The organism is Methanofervidicoccus sp. A16, from assembly GCF_003351865.1.
Lineage (GTDB): Archaea > AGJL01 > Methanococci > Methanococcales > Methanococcaceae > Methanofervidicoccus.
Window position 1 is genome coordinate 1,376,403 of record NZ_CP022242.1, and the last position, 21,715, is coordinate 1,398,117.

Here is a 21,715-nt window from a genome sequence, read left to right on the forward strand (position 1 = left end):
TAAAATTTTTACTGGGATCCTTGATGGTTGCTATTTATACCTCTTTTCCTCTTCAACTCCACAAGTTTCTTAATAACCTCTAAATCTACATCCTCCTCGATTGAGATATATCCATTTCTATGGGCCCTGTCTATAAACCCTTCACCCCAAGGTGTCCTTACAAGTACAGTGGAGAACCCAAGAGGTGTTCCCACGTTTCCAACGGATATGTCTGCAGTGATCCCTGTGAAATCCCTACAAACTTTACAACCTACTCTCATAGCATGTTCTATATCCTTTAGGTTAAGTCTAACTGTATCTCCATTTATAAGGGTAATCCTCAACTCTCCCTTTACTATCTCCATCTTCCGCACTGTCCAAGGTTCGATATTTCTCTCCTCAAGTATCTTTATCATCCTATCGTAGTCGTAGGTCTCGAAACAGAAGAGCCCTATCTTCAGTCTTATGGCATCTTTAAATGGTCTTAGTAGATCGTTGTTTGAGGACATTATTTGATATATTGCATTCATTACACAGGGAGTTCCCACCACTGCTAATCTTTTCAGTTTTTTATTCATTACAGCATCCTTAAGGGTTCTAAGTATAGGGACATTCCAGTTGTACTTACTCCCAGCAGCTTCTATAACCTCCTCCTTTGATGTGGCAAGATAGGGCTCTGGTTCCAAGGTCCATTTATCCTCTCTCATAACCAGTGCTCCATCTATCAACCCTTCGTCGAAGGCGTTGGCAAGTATTGCTGTTACTACTCCTCCATTCTGGGCGTTCTTTACCTCTATCTTTGCCTTAGCCCTGTATTTTTTTAATATCCTACCTAAACCAGATTTAGTGTTTGGAATATGAGATTTCTCCGTCCTTGGACAGGAGTCGTAACAGGCTCCACATCTTACATCGTAGAGTGTAGTTTTACAGAATTCTGCAGATACTGGATGCTCTACACTCTCCACAGGTACTATAATGCAGGCACATTCATCACATACGAACTTTACAGGACTTTCCTCCTTGAAGTATATGTTATCCACAGGACATACTGAGACACAGGCCCCACATCCTGAACATATATTCTTATCCCACACTTCCTCCTTTAGATTTAAATAGGACTTCATCCCTTCCACCTTTATCTTTTATCTTAAATCATGGGTGTATAACTTCCCAAAGGGTCTCTTAGATACTGGTGCTATCTTGGTATACTCTGAGTTTATCAGTTTCTCCCTTATATCTTCATTTAAGTTGAAATAACTACAGAACTCCTCGATATATCCTTTTATTTTTTCCCTATCCTTCTCTGTGAACTCCTTAATATCTGCCGCCACACCAAGTTGGAACTCCTCTATCTCCCCCCTTATGTAGATACTTCCCCCATGGATACCTGTCCCTATCATCCTCCCCTTAATCTTTCCAAGATCCTTTCCTTCTTTATCTATATTCAGCACCAATATCATACCTCCAGCCATATACTCCCCTAAAAAATCCTTAGCCCTACCTCCTATAACCAGTACTGGAAACTTATCCTTATACTCCTTCATATGGATACCACTTCTATAACCAACGTCATCCCTTACAAATATCTTACCCCCTCTCATGGAGTGCCCAGTTACATCCCCTCCACTTCCATGGATTATGATCTTACCATCGTCCATAGTGTTTCCCGGCGCATGCTCTGTATTACCGTAGACTATAATAGTGGGACCACTCATGAACATCCCAAGGTCTCCCCCAGGTACCCCGTAGATCTCTATTGTTAGATCCTTCTTTTGAAGGCCGTTTCCTATGTATCTCTGCCCTAAAACATTTTTTAAGAGGATCTTTTTTACCTTGGGGTTTTTATCCAGCACCTCATGGATCTTTTCGTTTAACTCTCTATAGTTCATATCTTTAGCATCTATTACAACTACCTCGTCATTTTCCATAACTTCCACCTTAAAAAATTAAAATTATAGTCATACCTTTCATGAACCTATAGGGGAGTAAAATCCTGCTATAATGGCCAATATTGGACTTATCACCTGGGAGTCCTTTTTTATTATCCTTTAATTTTTATCTAGTTATTTTCAATTATTCCCATAATAATAATTATTTTTTTATTAAAATCCAGCATGTTTAATTCCTAAAGCCTTCAATTCCACTTCATTTAATCCAACACCTCTTAATCTGTCTCTATTACCTCTTAAACTCTCTATGGCATTAATTCCTGCCGCTCCAAGTAACTCCTTGATCTCGAGAGTCCAGGCCTTTATAAGATTTGCTACCCTTCTAGCCCCCTCTTCTACATCTAACCTATTAACTAACTCAGGTCTCTGTGTTGCAATACCCCAGGTACACTGTCCAGTGTAGCACCTACCACATACCCTACAGCCCATAGCTACCATTGCTGCAGTTCCAATATAGACTGCATCAGCCCCAAGGGCTATAGCCTTAAACACATCTGCAGAGTTCCTAATACCTCCACTGGCTATAATACTTACCTCGTTTCTAACGCCCTCCTCCCTAAGTCTCTCATCAACTGCAGCAATTGCCATCTCTATAGGTATTCCAACATGATCCCTGAATACCTTTGGAGCTGCCCCTGTACCCCCTCTAAATCCATCTATTACAACTGCATCTGCATCTGATGTAGCAATACCATTTGCAATGGCTGCTACGTTATGTACTGCTGCAATCTTCACAAAGACAGGCTTCTTCCACCTTGTAGCCTCCTTCAAACTCCTTACCAACTGGGCAAGATCCTCTATGGAGTAGATATCGTGATGTGGGGCTGGAGATATGGCATCACTACCTTCAGGTATCATCCTCGTCATAGAAACCTCTGCAGTTACCTTCTCCCCTGGTAGATGGCCACCTATTCCAGGTTTTGAACCTTGCCCTATCTTTATCTCAATTGCAGCCCCTCTGGTTAAGTAATCTACATTTACCCCGAACCTACCACTTGCCACCTGGGTAATTATGTGATCAGCATATGGATAGAGTGCCCTGTGGAGTCCTCCCTCTCCAGAACCCATATAGGTTCCACACTCCTTAACAGCCTTTGCCATTGCTAGGTGAGCATTTAGGGATAGGGCCCCATAGGACATATGGGCTATCATGATAGGAGTCTCCAACTTTAAATTAGGTGCTATCTTAGTTTTTAACTTGGCCTTCTTAATTTTCTTACCGTCTATTTCCTCCTCCACAAATTCAAATTCTAATTTTTTCGGTTTTTTCCCAATGTAGGTCCTTAACTCCATAGGTTCTCTAAGGGGATCTATAGATGGGTTGGTAACCTGACAGGCATCCAGTACTATACGATCGAAATAGATGGGGTACTCCTTAGCATTTCCCATACCACTTAGCAATACACAACCAGTCTTAGACTGATTTATAATATCTTCTCTCACTTCTGCTGTCCAAAGTGGATGATCTCTCCAACATGTTATATTTCTCCTTACCGTTATAGCATCTCTTGGACACATAACTACACATCTCTGACAGGCTCCACATCTGTTAGGGTATATAACTATTCTATCCTTCTCCTTCCTATAAACTCCCCAGGAGCATTCCACTACACATCTCCCACAGAGCATACACCTATCTCTATCTATCTCTACCTTGTACTTTGGTGGAACTGCTGAGGGTATCATCTTACACTCCTCCTCATCTTTTACTCAATTCTAACAATTACAGGGGTCCCAGCATCGGGCATCTCTACCTTGTCTAACTCAGGACATATCCTCCTTATAGCGGCCTCCTCACTGGATACAAATACTAAATCATCCTTCTCCGCGGCTACAAGAGGTCTAAGTTTTATCCTGTCTGTAAGTCCTATCATGGTGTTGTTTTTCTCTATATCTCCATTCATGAATACCATTCCCTCATGGGTCCCCACCACTATAGCAAAGGGCCCATTTAGGGCTGCTGGACCGTAGGTCATCCTTATGGCCTCATGTATCTTTCTCTCCTCCTCATCCATTCTATCTATCTCATCCCAGAACCTAGGTGCTATGGCACTTAGGGCGTACTCTACAGGTAGTTTATGCTTCCTAATGAGGAGGTCGAAGATATAGGCTACAACCTCAGTATCTGTGAACATCCTACACTTGTAGCCAAAACTCTCTACATATCTCTTATTTGTACCGTAACTTGTTATCTCTCCGTTATGTACTACAGACCAGTTGAGTATATTGAAGGGATGAGCACCTCCCCACCATCCCCTTGTATTTGTAGGATACCTTGCATGGGCCAACCACATATAACCCTCGTACTCATCTAACCTGTAGAACTCTGCTACCTCTTTAGGCCATCCTGTCGCCTTGAAGACCCCTAAGTTCTTACCACTGGAGAATACAAAGGCTCCACTGACCTTGTCATTTATCTCCATTACTATATTTACCATTAGATCGTTCTCAATATCCTTGTAAGAGTCATGGAAGTGGTAGAAAAACCTCCAGGGGATAAACTCTTTTTTTAAGACCCCCTCTTTTACAGGGATCTCCTCATCCTTTATAACAACTCCATACTTTCCAAGTATACTTTTTACCCTATCTATTATCTTGTGATATGTAGGAGTATTCTTTAAGAAGACGTGGAGAGCGTAGTAATCCTCATAATCAGGATAGATCCCATAACCTACGTATCCTGAACCTTGTCCATTTCCTCTCTCCTTTAAACTATCCAACGCTATCGCTATTTTATCTCCCCTTATCAACCTCTTCTTTCTACTTATAAATCCTATAATGCCACACATATTAACCCTCCATTTAAGTAATGTGGATAAAAAGAGTTGTTATAATGAAAGTACTTAAGTTTTAGTTTATTGTAAAAATATAAAAAATTATTTATATTATAAAAATTTTATTATGGTTTTAACATGGAGTATAGGAGAATATATGATAGTAAAATAATAGAAAGGGGCAAAAAGTACTATAGTAACAACCTAGTAAAATACTGTGTAAAGTTTAACAACAAACTATACGGTAAGGTATTAGGAGGAGAACTGTACAATACTGTTGTAAATTTGAAGGATTTCTCAGGTATCTGCTCCTGTCCCTACAGGTACAACTGTAAACATGCCTATGCGCTAATAGAGGCTTTCTTAAACAATGATTATATAGATGGAGATAAAGTATTTGAAGATTTAAAAGGAGAATCAAAGGAGAAAATACTGGAGATCTTAAAGAATATAGTTGTAGAGTACAACCTATGGGAGGCGATCATCAAAAGAGAGAACAGTCTCTTAGAGGAAGGTCGTTCTATTTTAAAACTTATTCCCTACGAGAGAAAAAATGTTTATACATTTAGATCATTTCTGAAAAATAGGTTTTTAAAGAACTCCAAGGACGAGGAACTACTTATACTTTTGGAGGAGGTATTATCCTCCTCTTATTTTGAGGATGAAGATCTATACGATATACTAGATATGATGCTTCAGGAGATATTCGAGAGAAAAAATAGGAAAATTATAGAGAAACTATTTACCCTGGCAAAAAGATATAATATACTGTGGTTTGTAGAGGAGTATTACTACGACTACATAGATGAGGACTTGGGAATATAAAAATTCTTATCCTATTAAAAAATACTTGATAAGAAAATTATAATTATTAAAAATATTTTTAAAAGAAAATGAATACTAAATGAAGCGAGATAAGTTTCTTTACAAGATCCCTATTATAATTTCCATTTCTTTTATAAAATCATTTATTAGGAGTTAAGGTATAAAAATAATTATAATCTAAAAAATATTATTATAAAAAAATATAAAAAATCTTATTCCACTTCTCTAGTAGTAAAACTGTTCTAAAGAATAATATCTCCAACCTCTTTTATAATATTTATACCTTAATCTTTTACTTATTTATTATCAAATATTATCAAAAATTAAGGTGATACCTTGGAGGATATACTAGTTAAAATCGATGAATATATCTGGGAACTTCCAAAGGGGTATAAGGAATGTATGCTAGTTCCTGGAAGATTGTATCTAAACGATGAACTTGTGGAGCAGTTGGAGAGGGAGGTATTAGAACAGGTGGCAAATGTGGCCTGCCTTCCTGGAATTCAGAAGTACTCTCTTGCCATGCCAGACTGTCACTATGGTTATGGGTTCTGTATAGGTGGGGTTGCAGCATTTGATGAGAAAAGTGGTGTAATAAGTCCAGGAGGAGTAGGTTTTGATATAAACTGTGGTGTTAGACTTATAAGGACAAACCTTACAAGGGAGGAGATCCAGCCTTATATGAAGGAGTTAGTTAAGACCCTCTTTAGGAATATACCCTCAGGTTTAGGTAGTAAGGGAAAGATAAGATTAAGTAAGGGAGAGATAGACGAGGTACTGGAGGAGGGAGTCTACTGGGCAGTTAGAAATGGCTACGGATGGAAGAGGGATGTTAAGTATATAGAGGAGAATGGATGTGTAAGAGAAGCCGATGCCTCCCTAGTATCTGACAGTGCTAAGAAGAGGGGGCTACCTCAGTTAGGTTCCCTCGGTAGTGGTAATCACTTCTTAGAGATCCAGTACGTAGACAAGGTATTTGACGAGAAGGTTGCAAAGGTATACGGTGTTGAAAAGGATCAGGTATTGGTGATGATCCACAGTGGTTCAAGGGGATTAGGCCATCAGATATGTGCAGATTACCTTAGGTACATGGAGAAGGCCGCTAAAAAGTACGGTATAAAACTACCAGATAGACAGTTGGCATGTGCTCCAATAACCTCGGAGGAGGGTATAAGATACTTTAAGGCCATGAACTGTGGTGCAAATTACGCCTGGACAAATAGGCAACTTATAACTCATTGGGTAAGGGAGAGTTTCGAGGATGTACTAAGGATACCTGCAGAGGATCTGGAGATGGATATTATATACGACGTAGCCCATAACATAGCAAAGAGGGAGGAACATAAGGTAGATGGTAAATTGAAGAAACTAATGGTACATAGAAAGGGTGCTACAAGGTCCTTCGGTCCAGGTTGTGAGGATATACCTGCAAAGTATGAAAGTGTTGGCCAGCCTGTCATACTCCCAGGAGATATGGGAACTGCATCCTATCTAATGCATGGTACAGAGAGGGCTATGGAGGAGACCTTTGGATCCACTGCCCATGGAGCTGGGAGAGTTCTCAGTAGGGCTAAGGCACTGAAGATCTACAGTTCAAAGGAGATCAAAAGTAAATTGGAAGATATGGGTATATACGTTATGGCCGATTCTAGAGGTGTTCTTGCAGAGGAGTGTCCTGACGCTTATAAAGATATTGACATCGTGGCAGATATAGTCCATAATGCAGGTATATCTCTGAAGGTTTGTAGAATGAGACCTATGGGTGTTATTAAGGGTTAAAAATAAATAACAATTATTATAATAATAATTAAAAATTAAAAGATAACTATGGAAGAGACTCATAGAGAGAATAGGTTTAAGGTTGTAATGATAGGACCTGAGAACTCAGGAAAATCTGCACTGGTGAACGCTATCTTTGGTAGGAATATCTCAAGGGTTTCCGAGGTTGGAGGTACTACTAAGAACCCTGTTAGAAAGTTCTGGGGCAGGTTAAAGTATGGCAGATCTAAGAGACATCCAAAGATGGTAAATGTAATGTTTGTGGATCTAGGAGGACTCTTTGCAGGGGAGAAGAGATCTCCTGTAATGGTTGGAAGGGTGTTGGAGAGAACATATAAGGAGATAGAGGATGCAGACCTTATAATCCACGTTATAGATGGAGAGAAGGGACTACTTAAGAGTTTTGAAAAGATACATCACAACCTCAAATTCCGTTATCAAAAACCTATTATAGTGGTAATAAACAAGTGTGATCTATTAGATGCTGAGGGAAGGGAAGAGTTAAAAAGGTACGTTGAAGATAGGTTAGATAACCGGTGTATCTTCACATCTGCAGTAACCTACGAGGGAATACCTGATCTGATAAACACTATTATTAATATCTTAAAAAAGTATTAATTTAAAGAAGTGGTGAGGATATGGTATTTAAATCCCTTATGGAACTCCTAAAAGGAAAGGAGAAAAATGTAGAACTTGAAAAAAAACCTAACAACGGTATCTTATCAGTTGAGAGGTATGAAGAACTCCCTGTAGAGTTAGATATTGACGAAGAAGAGAATATCATTAGGATAAAAGTTTTAGATCTAGAGGATCAGAAGGATGCCAACGAGATATTGATCTGGGTGGAGAATGGATGTATAGTAATTGCAAATACCTTGGATCTGGAGAAGAATATAGATGAAAAATATCTGCATGTCATTAAATATCTAAGGGATGAAACAATAAAAATGGGAGGTAAGATTGTTAGGGTATGTAGCAACAAGATACTGGTACTACCTAGAAATGTAATAATAGAGAAGGCTATTAAGGAGAGGGAAGAAGAAAATAAGAATAATAAAAAATAATTAGTCTTTAGAGTAAATATATTTAAATATAGCCTTTTGTATGTGGAGCCTGTTCTCTGCCTCATCGTATACTACAGAGTGTTCTCCATCTATCACATCATCTGTTATCTCCATACCTCTATTTGCAGGGAGACAGTGCATTACAATGACGTCATCCTTTGCATAACTTAGAAGTTTCTCATTAACCTGGTAGGGAGGGAATACCTTTTTAACCTCCTCTAAATTCTTGTTTCTATCACTCATACTTATCCATACATCTGTATATACAATATCTGCATCCTCAACAGCCTCTATAGGATCGTTAGTCAATGTTAAACTACCCTCTCCATATCTCTCTATAATCTCAAAACTCTTCTTTACAAACATCCCATTTGGCTCATAGCCCCTTGGAGTGGCCACGTATACATCCATCCCAACTAAGGAACCTCCTATCATCAGTGAATTACAGATATTGTTCCCATCTCCCAGGAAGGAAAGTTTAAGACCTTTGAATTTACCTTTATACTCATATATCGTTAGTAGATCTGCAAGTATCTGACAGGGATGAGAGAGATTACTGAGGGCGTTTATAACAGGAACACTTCCATACTCTGCCAACTCCTCTAAAATCCGATGATCTTTTACTCTTGCAACAATACCATGGACGTATCTACTTAAAACTCTAGCAGTGTCCTTTATACTCTCTTTTTTCCCTAGATGAGTTTCTCCAGCATTTAGTATTAAAGAATGTCCTCCCAACTCCCTTATTGCTATGTCGAAACTTACCCTAGTTCTAGTAGAGGGACTTTCAAATATCATCGCTATAGTTTTGCCCTTCAATATGGGGTCCTCCTCCCCCCTATGTTTTTTAAAGTAAATACCATCTTCTATGATATTGAGAACATCTTCTCTCTCCAACTGATAGAGCGTCAGTAAATGCATAGGATCACCTCTTTTGTCTATTGACAAGTACTAAGAAGTGAGTTTCTCTCTTTCGTAGATTGCCTATGGATTATTTTTCTAAACTAGGGATACGTTAGTTTTTGATTAACAGGATTTTTTTGTATGACTTTACATACTATCAAAAAAAGTTGTCAAAAATATAAGATTATATATAAAAATAAAATTAAAACAATATACTATAAAAAGATATAATATCTCCTTGAATACTTTTGAGCCTTTTAGAAAAAACTGTTAGATTCTTATTCTGTTAATATTTTTATAATTAAGATTATTATTCGTTTTTATATATTATTATTTATCATTTTTAAATCATTACATCGATGTTAAAATTAGGATTTTTATTACTTCAGTGAAGAAGAGGTTTATTATAAACTATTCCTTATTTAAAATTCTGATATCTTGCTGTTTTAAGTGCCTATACTTAGAATTATAACTTTTATATTTTAAAATTTATATATAAAAATATTTATTAAATATCACGGTGAAATTATGAAGATCTATATAGAGGGATATGGGTGCACCTTAAACACTGCAGATACCAAGATCATAAAAAATTCACTGAAATCCTTTAAAGATCTCCAGATAGTGGATAACTTAGAGGATGCTGATGTTGTAGTTATCAACACCTGTGTAGTTAGACTGGAAACTGAGAACAGGATGCTCTCTAGGATAGAGTACTTCAGATCCCTAAACAAAAAAGTTGTAGTTGCAGGGTGTATGCCAAAGGCTCTAAAGGAGAAGGTTATAGATAAGGCAGATCTTCTTATAATGCCTAGAGAGGCCCACCTAAGTGGAGAGATGATCTATAGATACTTCAGAGATAAAACAGTATCTAGGCCCTTAAATGTGAATATAAATGAGAAGTTAAAATATCTGAAACCTGAAGGTTTGATTATGCCCCTTCCCATTGCCGAGGGATGTGTTGGAAGATGTACATACTGTATAGTGAAGGTTGCCCGTGGTGATCTCCTCTCCTACGATAGGGATCTCTTAGTTAAAAAGGCGAAGGAGTATGTAGATAGTGGTGTAAAGCATATACTTATAACTGCCCAGGATACTGCATGCTACGGATTTGACAAGGGATACACTCTTCCGGATCTACTGAACGATATAATATCTTCAGTTGAAGGTACCTACACCATGAGAATAGGGATGATGCACGCCAAGAATGTACCTAAGATATTAGACGATCTTTTGGAATGTTATAGAAGTGATAAGGTGGCAAAATTCTTACATCTACCTCTTCAGAGTGGAGATGATAAAGTACTAAAAGATATGAAGAGAGACTACACTGTAGATGAGTTTATAGACATAGTTAAGGAGTTTAAGAGGAAGGTAAAGGATCTTAACTTCAATACAGATATAATCGTTGGATTCCCTACAGAGAGTGAGGAGAACTTTGAGAATACTTTAGAGGTGCTGAGGAAGATAAAACCTGACTACATCCATGGGGCTAAATTCACTCCAAGGAGACATACATTAGCCAGTAAAATGAAACAGATTGATACCAAGATAAGGAAGATGAGATCGAGGATCTTAGATAGATTAAGAAGAGAACTTAGTTATGAGAACAATAGAAAGTATATAGGCAAAACTTTAAGGGTGCTTATTACCGAGAAGGGAAAGGGTATCGCCCACAACTGTAAAGTAGTAAAGTTTAACTGGGAGGATGATTTAAAGGTTGGAGACTTTATAGACGTAAAGATAACAGATGCTAAAACCTTTGGATTGTTTGGGGAGGTATTATGTTAATGGAATCTTATAATTATAGTGGTAAACAGAAGTTTTTAAACTAAACATGGAGAATCTTAAATAAAAAAATAATAAAAATAATAATTATAAGAAAAATAAATTAAAATAAAAAATCTTAAAAGGTTAATAAATAATAAATACAGATAAGAAGTAAATAAACTCCTATCCCCTAGACTACATTGGGTACTGGAGAAGTAGAATAGGATTTCTGTAATCCCCTCTTAGAAGTTTTTTACCTTTTTTACTATCAATTTTTACTGTTCTTTACTCTCTCTAATTATTTTTATTATTATTTTATTACAGTTTAAAAGTTATGTTCTTGACTATAAAAGGAGCAGAAAGAATTAATCTCGTCGTTATTCTTAGAAGGCTCTGAACACTGGGAAGAATGAGAGAGGATCCTCTTAATCCTTTTCCTTAGAAACATTTTTATGGATAGAACCCTATAAACGAAAAAATCTAACTTTTAGAGAAAGGCAATTCCTTCTTTTTACCTTTAACTTTATTTTATTACAATAATATAATAATATTTATAATTCTTATGTGCTTAACTATTAATATATAAATAATTTTTATAAGAATTATTGTAAAAAAATAAGATATTACTATAAGGTGAGAAAATATGATAGACACTCATATCCACTCAGATACAAGACCATACGAAGACTTTGAAAGGATGGCACTCTCCTTAGATGGAGTAATTACCTTGGCCCACGATCCCTTAAAGCCCTACTCTATGGATGTACTTAGAGCCCACTTTGATAGGTTGATAGAGGGTGAAATAGAGAGAGGAAAGAAGAACGGTTTAAAGGTATTCATCTGCTTAGGTATTCACCCCAGAATGATACCTCCAGATGTAAATTACAGTATGTTAAAGGAGTATTTAAAAAATAAACATGTAGTAGGTGTTGGAGAGATAGGTTTAGAGAAGGGTAGTAAGGAGGAGATAGAGGTTTTTGAAAAACAGTTGTTGATAGCCCAGGAGTTGAATCTACCTGCAGTTGTCCATACTCCTAGGAGAAACAAAAAGGAGATTACAAAGACCATATTGGAGGTTATCGACTCCTTAGGTTTAAAGAAGGAGATGGAGAGAAGAATAGTAATAGATCACTGCAATAGGGAGATAGTTCCAATGGTCTACGACACAGAGATGTATTTAGGACTCACTGTACAACCTGGTAAGTTGGCACCTGGTGAGGCAGTGGATATAGTGAAGGAGTACGGAGGAGAGAGATTCCTATTAAATAGCGACTCCTCTTCGGCGCCCTCTGATGTTTTAGCAGTACCGAGGACAGTTCTAAAGATGAAGATAGAGGGGATAGAGGAAGAGATTATTAAAAAGGTGTCTTATATAAACGCTAAGGAGTTGTTTAATTTAAAGGTTTAACCCTTAGTTTCCATTAAGATTGTTAATTAGAAGAATGATAATAAAAATGATTATTATAATAAACCCTAGTTCCCATCAAAAGGATAGTTTAAAGAATAATAAGAATTATAAAAATAATAAGATAAAAAATGTAGAAAATGTTTAAAAATAAAAAACTTCTATTTATCTCAAATACAGAAATTTTAACAAAGAAGATTGGGGGAGAATAACCCTCCGAATACCCTCTAATACAGGGATTCAGAGTAAGATCTCCTATCTTACCTAAGTGATCAGAAAGATCCTAAAGATATTTAACATTAACCTGGTTCCCATCAAAATTGTAAGAAGAATAATAAAAATAATGATTATTATAATAAGAATAATAAATAATAAGAATAATAAAAATCTTAATGAGGAATAATAATAAAATGTAATAAAATTTGGATACTGGATAAACAAGTGATTATCACTTTGATGGAAAGTAGGGCATTAATAATAACAACCTGCTAAGAATGATCTGTCTCACTTCCATTTAGTATCTTAGAGTATCCCAGGAGAGATTATCTTTTATTTTGAGTTTAATACCTTCTTTTTATTACTTTTATTATAATTATTCTTATCAGAATTTATTGATTATTTCATTATGATTTTTAGTTTAATAATTATTTTTTTATTATTTTTTAATTACTACTTGGATGGGAACTAAGGTTTATAATAAGAATAATAAAGATCTTAAGAGTAATAACAATAAAATAATTCTGAAGGGAGAGAGATAAAAAAGTGAATAACCTTATTTCCATCAAATTAATAATTTAAATATAATAAAAATAATAAAAAGATTAAGAAAATATTAAAATAAAAATATAATATCTAATAATCTAACAAAATTAATAACATCAAACTGTTAGGAAGGATCTGCTCCACTTCTATAGTATCTTAGAGTATTCCAGGAAAAGATTATCTATCTCTTATTTTGGTTTTAATACCTTCTTTTTATTACTTTTATTATTATTGCTATTCTTATTAGAATTTTTTGATGGGAATTAGGGTTAGAATAAAATTAATGATTATAATAAAATAAAGAATTAACAAAAGAGATAAAAGAGAAATCCTATCCAACCCCCTCCAGTACTCAAATAACCTAGAGAATAAAGGTTATATTTTACTTTTTAAACTGTTATATTCCTTATTTTAGTTATTAGTTATAATTTATTATTATTTTTTTAGTAATAACTGTTTTTGTTCGCGACTCTATTATTATTCTTAACTATTACTTTGACTGAAATATGTTATTCTTTTTATTTTATTTCATCACTACAATTAATTTTATATATTTTTTATATTTTTTTATTTTTATCATCATATTAAAGGAGGTATTTAAATGAAGTTGGATTACAAGGTTCTGGCACTTATTCCCATAATACTAACTTTAATCTCAGGAGTGATCATATATACAATGGGATTGAAGGAGAGTGTAGATGTAAGTGGAGGTGTGGAGATAACAATTACCGCTCCTAAGGATGTAGATGTGAAGAAATTAAAGGAGTATCTTCCTCCAGGTGTTGAGGTAAAGAAATCCCTTTCTCCATCTGGAACCTTTATTATAATAAGGGCTGGGAGTGATGTAAATACTGAGGAGATCCTAAATGGGTTAAAAGAATTCTTCCAGGTATCTAACTTGGAAGAACTGAAGTACTCCCAGAAGGAGATAAGTCCTATATTGAGTAAGAGGTTCTGGAGCGATGGATTAAAGGCCATCGCCTTTGCCTTTCTATTTATGGCTGTTGTTGTGTATTTAGTATTTAGGTCTCCTGTACCATCCCTGGCGGTGATCCTCGCCGCAATATCTGACATAGTTATGGCATTAGGTTTTATGAGCCTCTTTAGTATACCTGTCTCTACAGCAACAATCGCAGCCCTACTTATGCTTATAGGATACAGTGTAGATACAGATATACTACTAACTACAAGGGTACTGAAGAGAAAAGTTGGAAACATAGAGGATAGGATAAAGGAGGCCATGAAAACTGGTATAACTATGTCCTTAACTACTATAGTGGCCATGTTAGTACTCTACTTAGTGGTCACCTATTTAGTACCTGCAGCGATCCTACTGAGGGATATAGCACTGGTTATACTCTTTGGTTTGATTGCAGATCTACTGACAACCTGGCTGACGAACGTTGGTATATTAAAGTACTATCTTGTAGAGTATAGAAAAGGAGAATAATTTACCATTGAGGGATAAGGATGGATATACTGAAGGATAGTAAAGTATTGGTACTGGTTGTGTCAGTAATACTCTCTATACTGATAATCGCCTTTAAGGGGATATCCTTTGGGGTAGATCTAAGTGGAGGTACCGTTATAGTACTGAAAACCAGTGAGCCAGTATCCCAGGAGAATATGACTGTAATTACCGAGGTACTAAGAAGTAGGTTGAATGCTTACGGTTTAAGTGATATTACTATCTACTCTAGGGGTAGCGATGAAATTGTAGTTGAGATCCCAAAGGATGCTGATGTGGAGAGAATAAAGAAGATATTAACTCAACAGGGAGTATTTGTAGCAAAGATCGACAATAAAACTGCCTACACAGGAAGGGATATAGAGTACGTAGAGGAACCAAAGTTAACACCAAATGGCTACGGAGTGGTACTTAAGTTAACAGAGGAGGGTGCAAGGAAGTTTGCAGAGGTGGCCTATGGAAAGGGTGGCCACAGAGTAGAACTCTACATGGACGGTAAGTTGATAAGTGCTCCAGTACTATCTCCAGGTTTGGCAGATGGAAGGCCCCATAGGGATCAGATAATTACAGTTGCAGGGAGCAATCCTACTAAGGAAGAAATTGATGAGGCATGGGCTATCTATACCGCACTTAAATCAGGTTCTCTTCCAGTGAAGTTGGAAATAGAGTATATAAATACCATATCTCCAACCTTAGGAGAGGAGTTTATAAAAGGAGCGTTAATAGCAGGTTTCTTTGCATTCCTTGCCGTAGGAACTGTTATAGCATTTAGGTATAAAAAACCTTCAATTGTAATTCCTATACTTATTACCTGCGCCTCTGAGATTTTAATCATACTTGGAGTGGCATCTCTGATAAATTGGAAACTGGATCTGGCATCTATTGCAGGTATTATAGCCTCTGTAGGTACTGGAGTGGATGATCAGATCGTCATCACCGATGAAACCCTGTCTAAGGGATCAAAAAAGATTAAAAGTAGTATCAAGAGGGCGTTCTTTATAATATTTGCAGCTGCAGGAACTACAATCGCAGCAATGCTTCCACTCTTTGTAATGAGTATAGGGATGTTAAAAGGATTTGCAATCACCACAATAATTGGAGTACTTATAGGAATATTTATTACCAGGCCAGCATTTGCAAGGATAATCCAGTACATTGCTAAGAGAGAGTTTTAAATTTTTTATTTTAAACTTTAATTCATCAAAGTTAATAATTTGAATAATAATAAAAATAAGAATAATAAAACTGAAATTATAATAAAAATTAATAATAGCAACTGTTAGGAAGGATCTGCTCCACTTCCATAGTGTCTTAGAGCGTCCTAGAAGAGATATTATTTATCTCTTATTTGGATCTAAATACCGTCTTTTTATACTTTTATTTTTTTATGATTATTATACTCTAGTTCCCATCAAAATGATAATTTAAAGAATAATAAAAATAATTATAAAAAAATAATTATGATAAAAAAGAAAATTTAAAAATAAATAATAAAATAAAAATGTTTAAAAAATAAAAAACTTCTATATTTCAGATACAAAAATTTTAAAAGAAGGTTGGAGGAATGATCCTTTGAAGATCTTCTAATATAGGAATTCAGAAATAAGATATCCTATCTTAACTAAGGGTTCCGGAAAGATCCTAAGGATATTTAATGATTTTTATATTTGGTTATTTTCATTATGATTTTTATTATAACAATTTATTATCTTTTTATTATTTTTTAATCACACTTGGTGGGAACTAAGATATTTAAATAATAAAAAACTGGGAAAATATTAAAATTTAATGTCTTATAATATTTATAATAAAATTAATAACATCAAACTGTTAGGAAGGATCTACTCCACTCCATAGAGTATCTTAGAGTATCTTAGAACGTCTCAGGAGATTGTCTTTTATTTTGATTTTAATACCTTCCTTTTATACTTTTATTTTTTTTATGATTATTGTTATTCTTATCAGAATTTTTGATGGGAAGTAGGGTTTATTTATTTTTTATTATAATAATAAATCATTATTCATTATTCTTATAATCACTACTTGGATGGGAACTAAGGATATATTATTATTTTTTATCAGAATTTTTTTGATGGAAATTAGGGTAAAGACGATATTAATTATACTAAACAATAACCAATCTAAGATCTTAAATAAAAAATAACAATAAAGAATAAGTAAAATCAAAAAATAAGAATTAACAGGTAAAAAGTGAAACCTACATTAAGTACTGGAGAGGACGGGATTTCTATTAATTCTCCTTCTTAAGAGTTTTTATCTCTTTTTTTCTCTCTTTTTTCTTTATCTAATTATATTTTTACTTTTTTATTATTAATTTTATTATTATTTTTTAATCATTACTTTATTATTTTTTTTTCACTTACAACAGAACTTACAGGATACATCAGTTGGATACTTTCCTGTGACACAGGCTAAACAGAGATCCTCCCTTCCTATACCTTTTATCAGCCCCTGGACACTGAGATAACCTAAGGAATCTACATTTAAATACCTTCTTATCTCCTCTAGGGATTTAGAACTGGCTATTAACTCCTCCTTAGTTGGCATATCTATACCGTAGTAGCAGGGGGAGATGATCCTTGGAGAACCTACCCTTAAATGTACCTCCCTTGCTCCAGCCTTTCTTACCATATTTACTATCCTCTTAGAGGTTGTGCCTCTCACTATACTATCGTCGATTAATATCACCTTTTTATCTTTTATTATAGGCTTTACAGGGTTCAATTTCAACCTTACAGCGAGATCCCTCTCTTCCTGAGATGGAAGAATAAAGGTTCTACCTACGTATTTATTCTTAATCAGTGCCTCGTAGTAGGGAATACCTAACTCCTCAGAGTAACCTATAGCAGAGGTGATTCCAGAGTCTGGAACAGGAGATACAATATCTCCCTCACAGGGCTCCTCCTTAGCAAGTATCTCTCCTAACTTCCTCCTAACGTTATAAACACTTATACCATCTATTATAGAATCAGGTCTGGCGAAGTAGACGTACTCAAACATACATGTAGATCCTTTTGGATCCTCTCCTATCCTGTAGGTCTCAATGCCATCCCTGTTTATCATTATCACCTCTCCTGGACAGACATCCCTTATAAGTTCTCCATTTATAACATCTAAACCACAACTCTCAGAGGAGATGTAGTAGTTATCCCTTTCATCCCTCCCTATACATAAGGGTTTAAAACCATGAGGGTCCCTAACTGCGATAAGACTGTTGTTGTAGAGAATAACAAGGGAGTAGGCACCTACAATCTTCTTTGAAACCTCCTCTATGGATTGGATGATATCTCCAGTCCTAAGTAGTTCCTTTACAAGGAGATGGGCTATAACCTCAGAGTCTGTTGAGGATGTAAATATATGGCCTTGTTTTTCTAACTCCTTCCTTAGAATATGGGAGTTTAGAATATCTCCATTGTGGGCTACCGCCAAATTTCCAAGGGAACTATTTACAATGAATGGCTGGCAATTTTCAAGGAAGGTGCCTCCTGTAGTAGAGTATCTAACATGGCCTATACCTACCTGTCCCTTGAGGGAGTTTATTATCTTCTTATTGAATACCTCCGATACCAATCCAAGACCCTTATAACTGTAAATACTATCTCCATTACTTACAGCAATCCCTGCACCTTCCTGTCCTCTATGTTGTAGTGCATAGAGACCGTAGTATATCCTTTTAACTACATCCTCTCCTGAGAAGGAGTAGACACCAAATATCCCACACATGATATCACATGATGTTTTTGGTTTTTATAAGCCCATAAAGTTATAGATAATTACGTTAAATTCCTGTTCAATATATAGTTTTTAAAAATTATAATAAAAGCCTTAGACAAAAATTGTTTAATTAAACAACTATTGATGACCTTGTATTAATAAGTGTAATTATAAAAATAATTCAAAAAATAAAATTGACTTTTTATAATTTTATCATCTTCTCATTGTAATCTTGTTCCTCTTTTTTATTTTTTAACAACTTTATTTTTTATTATTTTTATAATAATTATTATTTTATTTTAAAAAACTATAAAAATTAGTAAAATGTTTATTAGAATTAGATATTTTTATTTCCCTCTCTTTATTCTCTTTTCTTTAATAATCTTTCTGGTGATTACATGAATTGGGTTGAGAAGTACAGACCGAAAACCTTAGATGAGGTGGTTGGTAATAGGGAGGCTAAAGAGGAGTTAAAAAGATGGATAGAGGATTATATCAGTGGTAAAGATAGAAAACCTCTACTCCTTGTCGGCCCCCCTGGATGTGGTAAAACAACAATGGCTAGGGCACTTGGAAGGGATTACAATTTCGATATAATAGAATTAAATGCAAGTGATAACAGGAGTGCCGAAGTTATCAGGAGTATCGTAGGAAATGCTTCAGGATCTAAATCTATCTTTGGTAAAAAGATACTTGTAGTACTGGATGAGGTAGATGGGATATCAGGAAGTAGTGATAAAGGTGGTTTAAAGGAGATACTGAAGATAGTAAAGACTGCAAAGAATCCAATAATAATGACTGCAAACGATATTTACAAACCATCCCTTAAACCTCTCAGGGAGATTTGTAAAGTTATCAACTTAAGGCCCATACCTACAAGTGTAATCCTCACCGTCTTAAAAAAGATTGCACGTAATGAAGGTTTAGATGTAGATGAGGAAACCCTCAAAGTTATAGCGAGACATGCCGAGGGAGATCTGAGGGCTGCAATTAACGATCTGGAATCTTTGGCACTTGGAGGGAGTTTAAATCTAGAGGATGCTAAGAAACTAGATAATAGGAACGTTGAAAAGACCATCTTTGATGCTATAAGAATGATACTGAAAACTACAAACTACAATATCGCACTACTTGCACTCTGGGATTTAAAGGAGGATCTTGAAACCCTGGAGGAGTGGCTGGCTGAAAACATTCCAAGGGAATATAAAAAGATGGAAGAGGTTGCCACTGCCTACGACTACCTCTCAAAGGCAGATCTCTTCTTAGGAAGGGCAAATAGGAGACAGAATTACAGTCTCTGGAGATACGCTTCAGGTCTTATGAGTGCTGGAGTGGCTCTTGCAAAGAAGGAAAAGTACAGAGGGTTTACACCATATGTAAGGCCAAAAGTATTTACTAAACTACTACAGACTAAATCTGAGAGAGATATTCTAAAGAAGATACTTTCCAAGATCAGTTCAAAAACCCATGTATCCACTAAGAGGGCGAAGGAGGATCTACATTATCTATCTACTATATTGAAGAACGATCCTAACTTAGGAGCCCAACTTGTAGATTTCTACGAATTTACAGAGGATGAGGTGGAATACCTAACAGATAAGAACACTGCTAAGAAGATATTTAAGATACTTAAGGATAAAGAAAAGAAAACTGAAAAGATAGAGAAAAAGGAAAAAGTTAAGGATATTAAAGAGGATAAGGTAAAAATGAGGGAGATAGATAAAAGAGAGGTTGAGAAAAGGGAGGAAACTAAAGATATCAAAAGTGATAAAATAAAAAAGAAGGATGAAGATAAAAAGAAAAAGGAAAAAGAAAAGGATAAAAAAGAGACTAAAGGAAAACAGATGACGTTGGAGGCATTCTTTCAATGAGACAACTCTCCTACAAATATGCCATCTTTAGTACTAAGTATCCTTACCTTAACCTCCTTTCCTATCCATTTTTCAGGGTTCTCTACATTTATTATCTGTATAAGTCTATCCTTGGCACATCCAATTACCTCTCCCTTAATTCTCCCATCTAGTATAACCTTAGTTTTAACTTTACTATTTACTTTAAATGGTATAGGAAACCTCTTTCTCCTATGGTTTCCAAAGGCTTTGGAGAGTGGAGTTATCAGTTGGATATCTATACCTTTTTTCCTGTACTCCTCTTCGTAATTTCTCAGTAGTTTATAGAACTTCTTAAAATTCCATAACTTCATCCTCTTCATCCTTCTACCAAACTGGTATATCTGACACAGTTGAACTCCAAGTATTGGATCCTTTCTACCTGTGATAGGGTTTATAGTATTTTGAGGGCTCCTCCTCTCCAACTCTACAGCGTAATCTATCACCCTTTTGAACTCCTCATCGTTTATACCTGGGAGGAGGATAGGTGCTATCAGAAGGTGTATCTTTGTATTCTTGATGTACTCCGCTATCTCCAATATACCTTTTATATCGTAGGATCTACTACCTGCCAAACCTCTACTCATCTTTTCATCTATGGCGTTTATGGAGAGGTTTATCCTGTGTAGTCCTGCCTCCTCCAACTCATCTATCAACTTATAGGTTAAACCTACTCCATTTGTCTGGATAGTTACTATCCCATCTCCCTTACTGTTGATCTCATGGAGATGTTGTACAAGATCTGGGAGAGGATGGTAGAGTGTTGGCTCCCCCTGTCCATCTAAGTGAGCCTCTAGGTGTTTATTACCTTTAACCTCCACTATTTTCAGGTACCACTTCAACAGGTGATCCATATCTACGTAGTAGTCGTTCTTTCTTGTTTTAGAGTACCTACCCTCATCAACGGAGCAGAAGGGACAGTTTATGTTGCAACCACATAGTCCTCTAACTTGAATTATGTTTGTACCTCTATCTATTAAGCCAAAGGCTGTATGTCCCAGTAGAGGCACTGGATCGCAGATATAATACGTTTTTCTACCAGTTATTTTACTTTTCATACCTTGAGAGATGGAGAGTGAAATTAGATTAAGGATACTCGCCTTAAGGGAGTGTAATTTGTACTCTGTTGTTTTACCTTCTATTAGGAGTTTGTTATCCTCTAATTGATATGGATGATTAAGTATTTTGTCTAGAGGTAGGGAGATCTCGTAATTCTTACAAATCTCAATATTTAAGGTATCACCTTTTAATTTAACATCAGTTATCATTTTAAATTCGTTGAAATCTATGAGTAAGTTTTTCATAGATACACCTTTTAATTTCTGTTCTTAGTGAAAATTGTAAAAATTTTAAGTTAAAAATAAAAAATTTATAAAAAAGAAGGAAATATTATATATAATAGTAAAAAATTTA

The 21,715-nt window shown here is 35.5% G+C and carries 16 protein-coding genes; 9 read left to right on the forward strand and 7 right to left on the reverse strand.

From position 1 onward, the window contains the following. Positions 1-8 precede the first annotated feature (8 nt). The 4 genes from CFE53_RS06300 to CFE53_RS06315 form a co-directional block, all read right to left on the reverse strand. Positions 9-1,103, reverse strand: a complete 1,095-nt coding sequence (locus CFE53_RS06300; protein ID WP_148120996.1) for a Coenzyme F420 hydrogenase/dehydrogenase, beta subunit C-terminal domain — start codon at positions 1,101-1,103, stop codon at positions 9-11. Positions 1,104-1,121: 18 nt separating this feature from the next. Further along, positions 1,122-1,907: a hypothetical protein gene (locus tag CFE53_RS06305; RefSeq protein WP_148120997.1), complete on the reverse strand. Its 786-nt coding sequence runs from the start codon at positions 1,905-1,907 to the stop codon at positions 1,122-1,124. Between the two features lie 174 nt (positions 1,908-2,081). Further along, positions 2,082-3,614: a glutamate synthase-related protein gene (locus CFE53_RS06310; protein WP_148120998.1), complete on the reverse strand. Its 1,533-nt coding sequence runs from the start codon at positions 3,612-3,614 to the stop codon at positions 2,082-2,084. A 20-nt stretch (positions 3,615-3,634) separates the two neighbouring features. Further along, a complete protein-coding gene (locus tag CFE53_RS06315; protein ID WP_148120999.1) occupies positions 3,635-4,717 on the reverse strand; it encodes a glutamine amidotransferase family protein in 1,083 nt (360 codons plus the stop codon). A 123-nt stretch (positions 4,718-4,840) separates the two neighbouring features. Here CFE53_RS06315 and CFE53_RS06320 point away from each other — a divergent pair, with 123 nt between their 5' ends. The 4 genes from CFE53_RS06320 (at position 4,841) to CFE53_RS06335 (ending at position 8,370) form a co-directional block, all read left to right on the forward strand. Further along, positions 4,841-5,527, forward strand: coding sequence for an SWIM zinc finger domain-containing protein (locus CFE53_RS06320; RefSeq protein WP_148121000.1), 687 nt, complete (start codon positions 4,841-4,843; stop codon positions 5,525-5,527). 336 nt (positions 5,528-5,863) lie between these two features. After that, positions 5,864-7,306, forward strand: a complete 1,443-nt coding sequence (locus tag CFE53_RS06325; RefSeq protein WP_148121001.1) for an RtcB family protein — start codon at positions 5,864-5,866, stop codon at positions 7,304-7,306. 48 nt (positions 7,307-7,354) lie between these two features. Then, entirely contained in the window at positions 7,355-7,924 is a 570-nt protein-coding gene (locus CFE53_RS06330; RefSeq protein WP_148121002.1) for an Era-like GTP-binding protein, read from the forward strand. Between the two features lie 20 nt (positions 7,925-7,944). After that, entirely contained in the window at positions 7,945-8,370 is a 426-nt protein-coding gene (locus CFE53_RS06335; RefSeq protein WP_148121003.1) for a cell division protein SepF, read from the forward strand. Here CFE53_RS06335 and argF read toward each other — a convergent pair whose 3' ends face one another. Continuing rightward, the gene (gene argF / locus CFE53_RS06340; protein WP_148121004.1) at positions 8,371-9,291 is read right to left on the reverse strand and encodes an ornithine carbamoyltransferase; all 921 of its coding nucleotides are present in this window, start codon (positions 9,289-9,291) and stop codon (positions 8,371-8,373) included. A gap of 510 nt (positions 9,292-9,801) precedes the next feature. On the opposite strand from argF, the gene CFE53_RS06345 reads away from it, so the two are divergent. From CFE53_RS06345 to CFE53_RS06360, 4 genes are all read left to right on the forward strand, one after another. Then, positions 9,802-11,064, forward strand: coding sequence for a tRNA (N(6)-L-threonylcarbamoyladenosine(37)-C(2))-methylthiotransferase (locus CFE53_RS06345; protein ID WP_148121005.1), 1,263 nt, complete (start codon positions 9,802-9,804; stop codon positions 11,062-11,064). 622 nt (positions 11,065-11,686) lie between these two features. Further along, positions 11,687-12,451, forward strand: coding sequence for a TatD family hydrolase (locus CFE53_RS06350; protein WP_148121006.1), 765 nt, complete (start codon positions 11,687-11,689; stop codon positions 12,449-12,451). 1,360 nt (positions 12,452-13,811) lie between these two features. Further along, positions 13,812-14,660: a protein translocase subunit SecF gene (locus CFE53_RS06355; protein ID WP_148121007.1), complete on the forward strand. Its 849-nt coding sequence runs from the start codon at positions 13,812-13,814 to the stop codon at positions 14,658-14,660. Between the two features lie 20 nt (positions 14,661-14,680). Continuing rightward, entirely contained in the window at positions 14,681-15,853 is a 1,173-nt protein-coding gene (locus tag CFE53_RS06360; RefSeq protein ID WP_148121008.1) for a preprotein translocase subunit SecD, read from the forward strand. A 1,201-nt stretch (positions 15,854-17,054) separates the two neighbouring features. Here the strand turns inward: CFE53_RS06360 and purF are convergent. Next, entirely contained in the window at positions 17,055-18,422 is a 1,368-nt protein-coding gene (purF, locus tag CFE53_RS06365) for an amidophosphoribosyltransferase (RefSeq protein WP_148121009.1), read from the reverse strand. 389 nt (positions 18,423-18,811) lie between these two features. Between purF and CFE53_RS06370 the strand changes: the two genes are divergently transcribed. Then, on the forward strand, positions 18,812-20,284 hold the full coding sequence (locus CFE53_RS06370; protein ID WP_148121010.1) for a replication factor C large subunit: 1,473 nt from the start codon (positions 18,812-18,814) through the stop codon (positions 20,282-20,284). Here CFE53_RS06370 and CFE53_RS06375 read toward each other — a convergent pair. Continuing rightward, the gene (locus CFE53_RS06375) at positions 20,278-21,606 is read right to left on the reverse strand and encodes a radical SAM protein (protein WP_148121011.1); all 1,329 of its coding nucleotides are present in this window, start codon (positions 21,604-21,606) and stop codon (positions 20,278-20,280) included. The genes CFE53_RS06370 and CFE53_RS06375 overlap by 7 nt on opposite strands. Between the last annotated feature and the right edge of the window lie 109 nt (positions 21,607-21,715).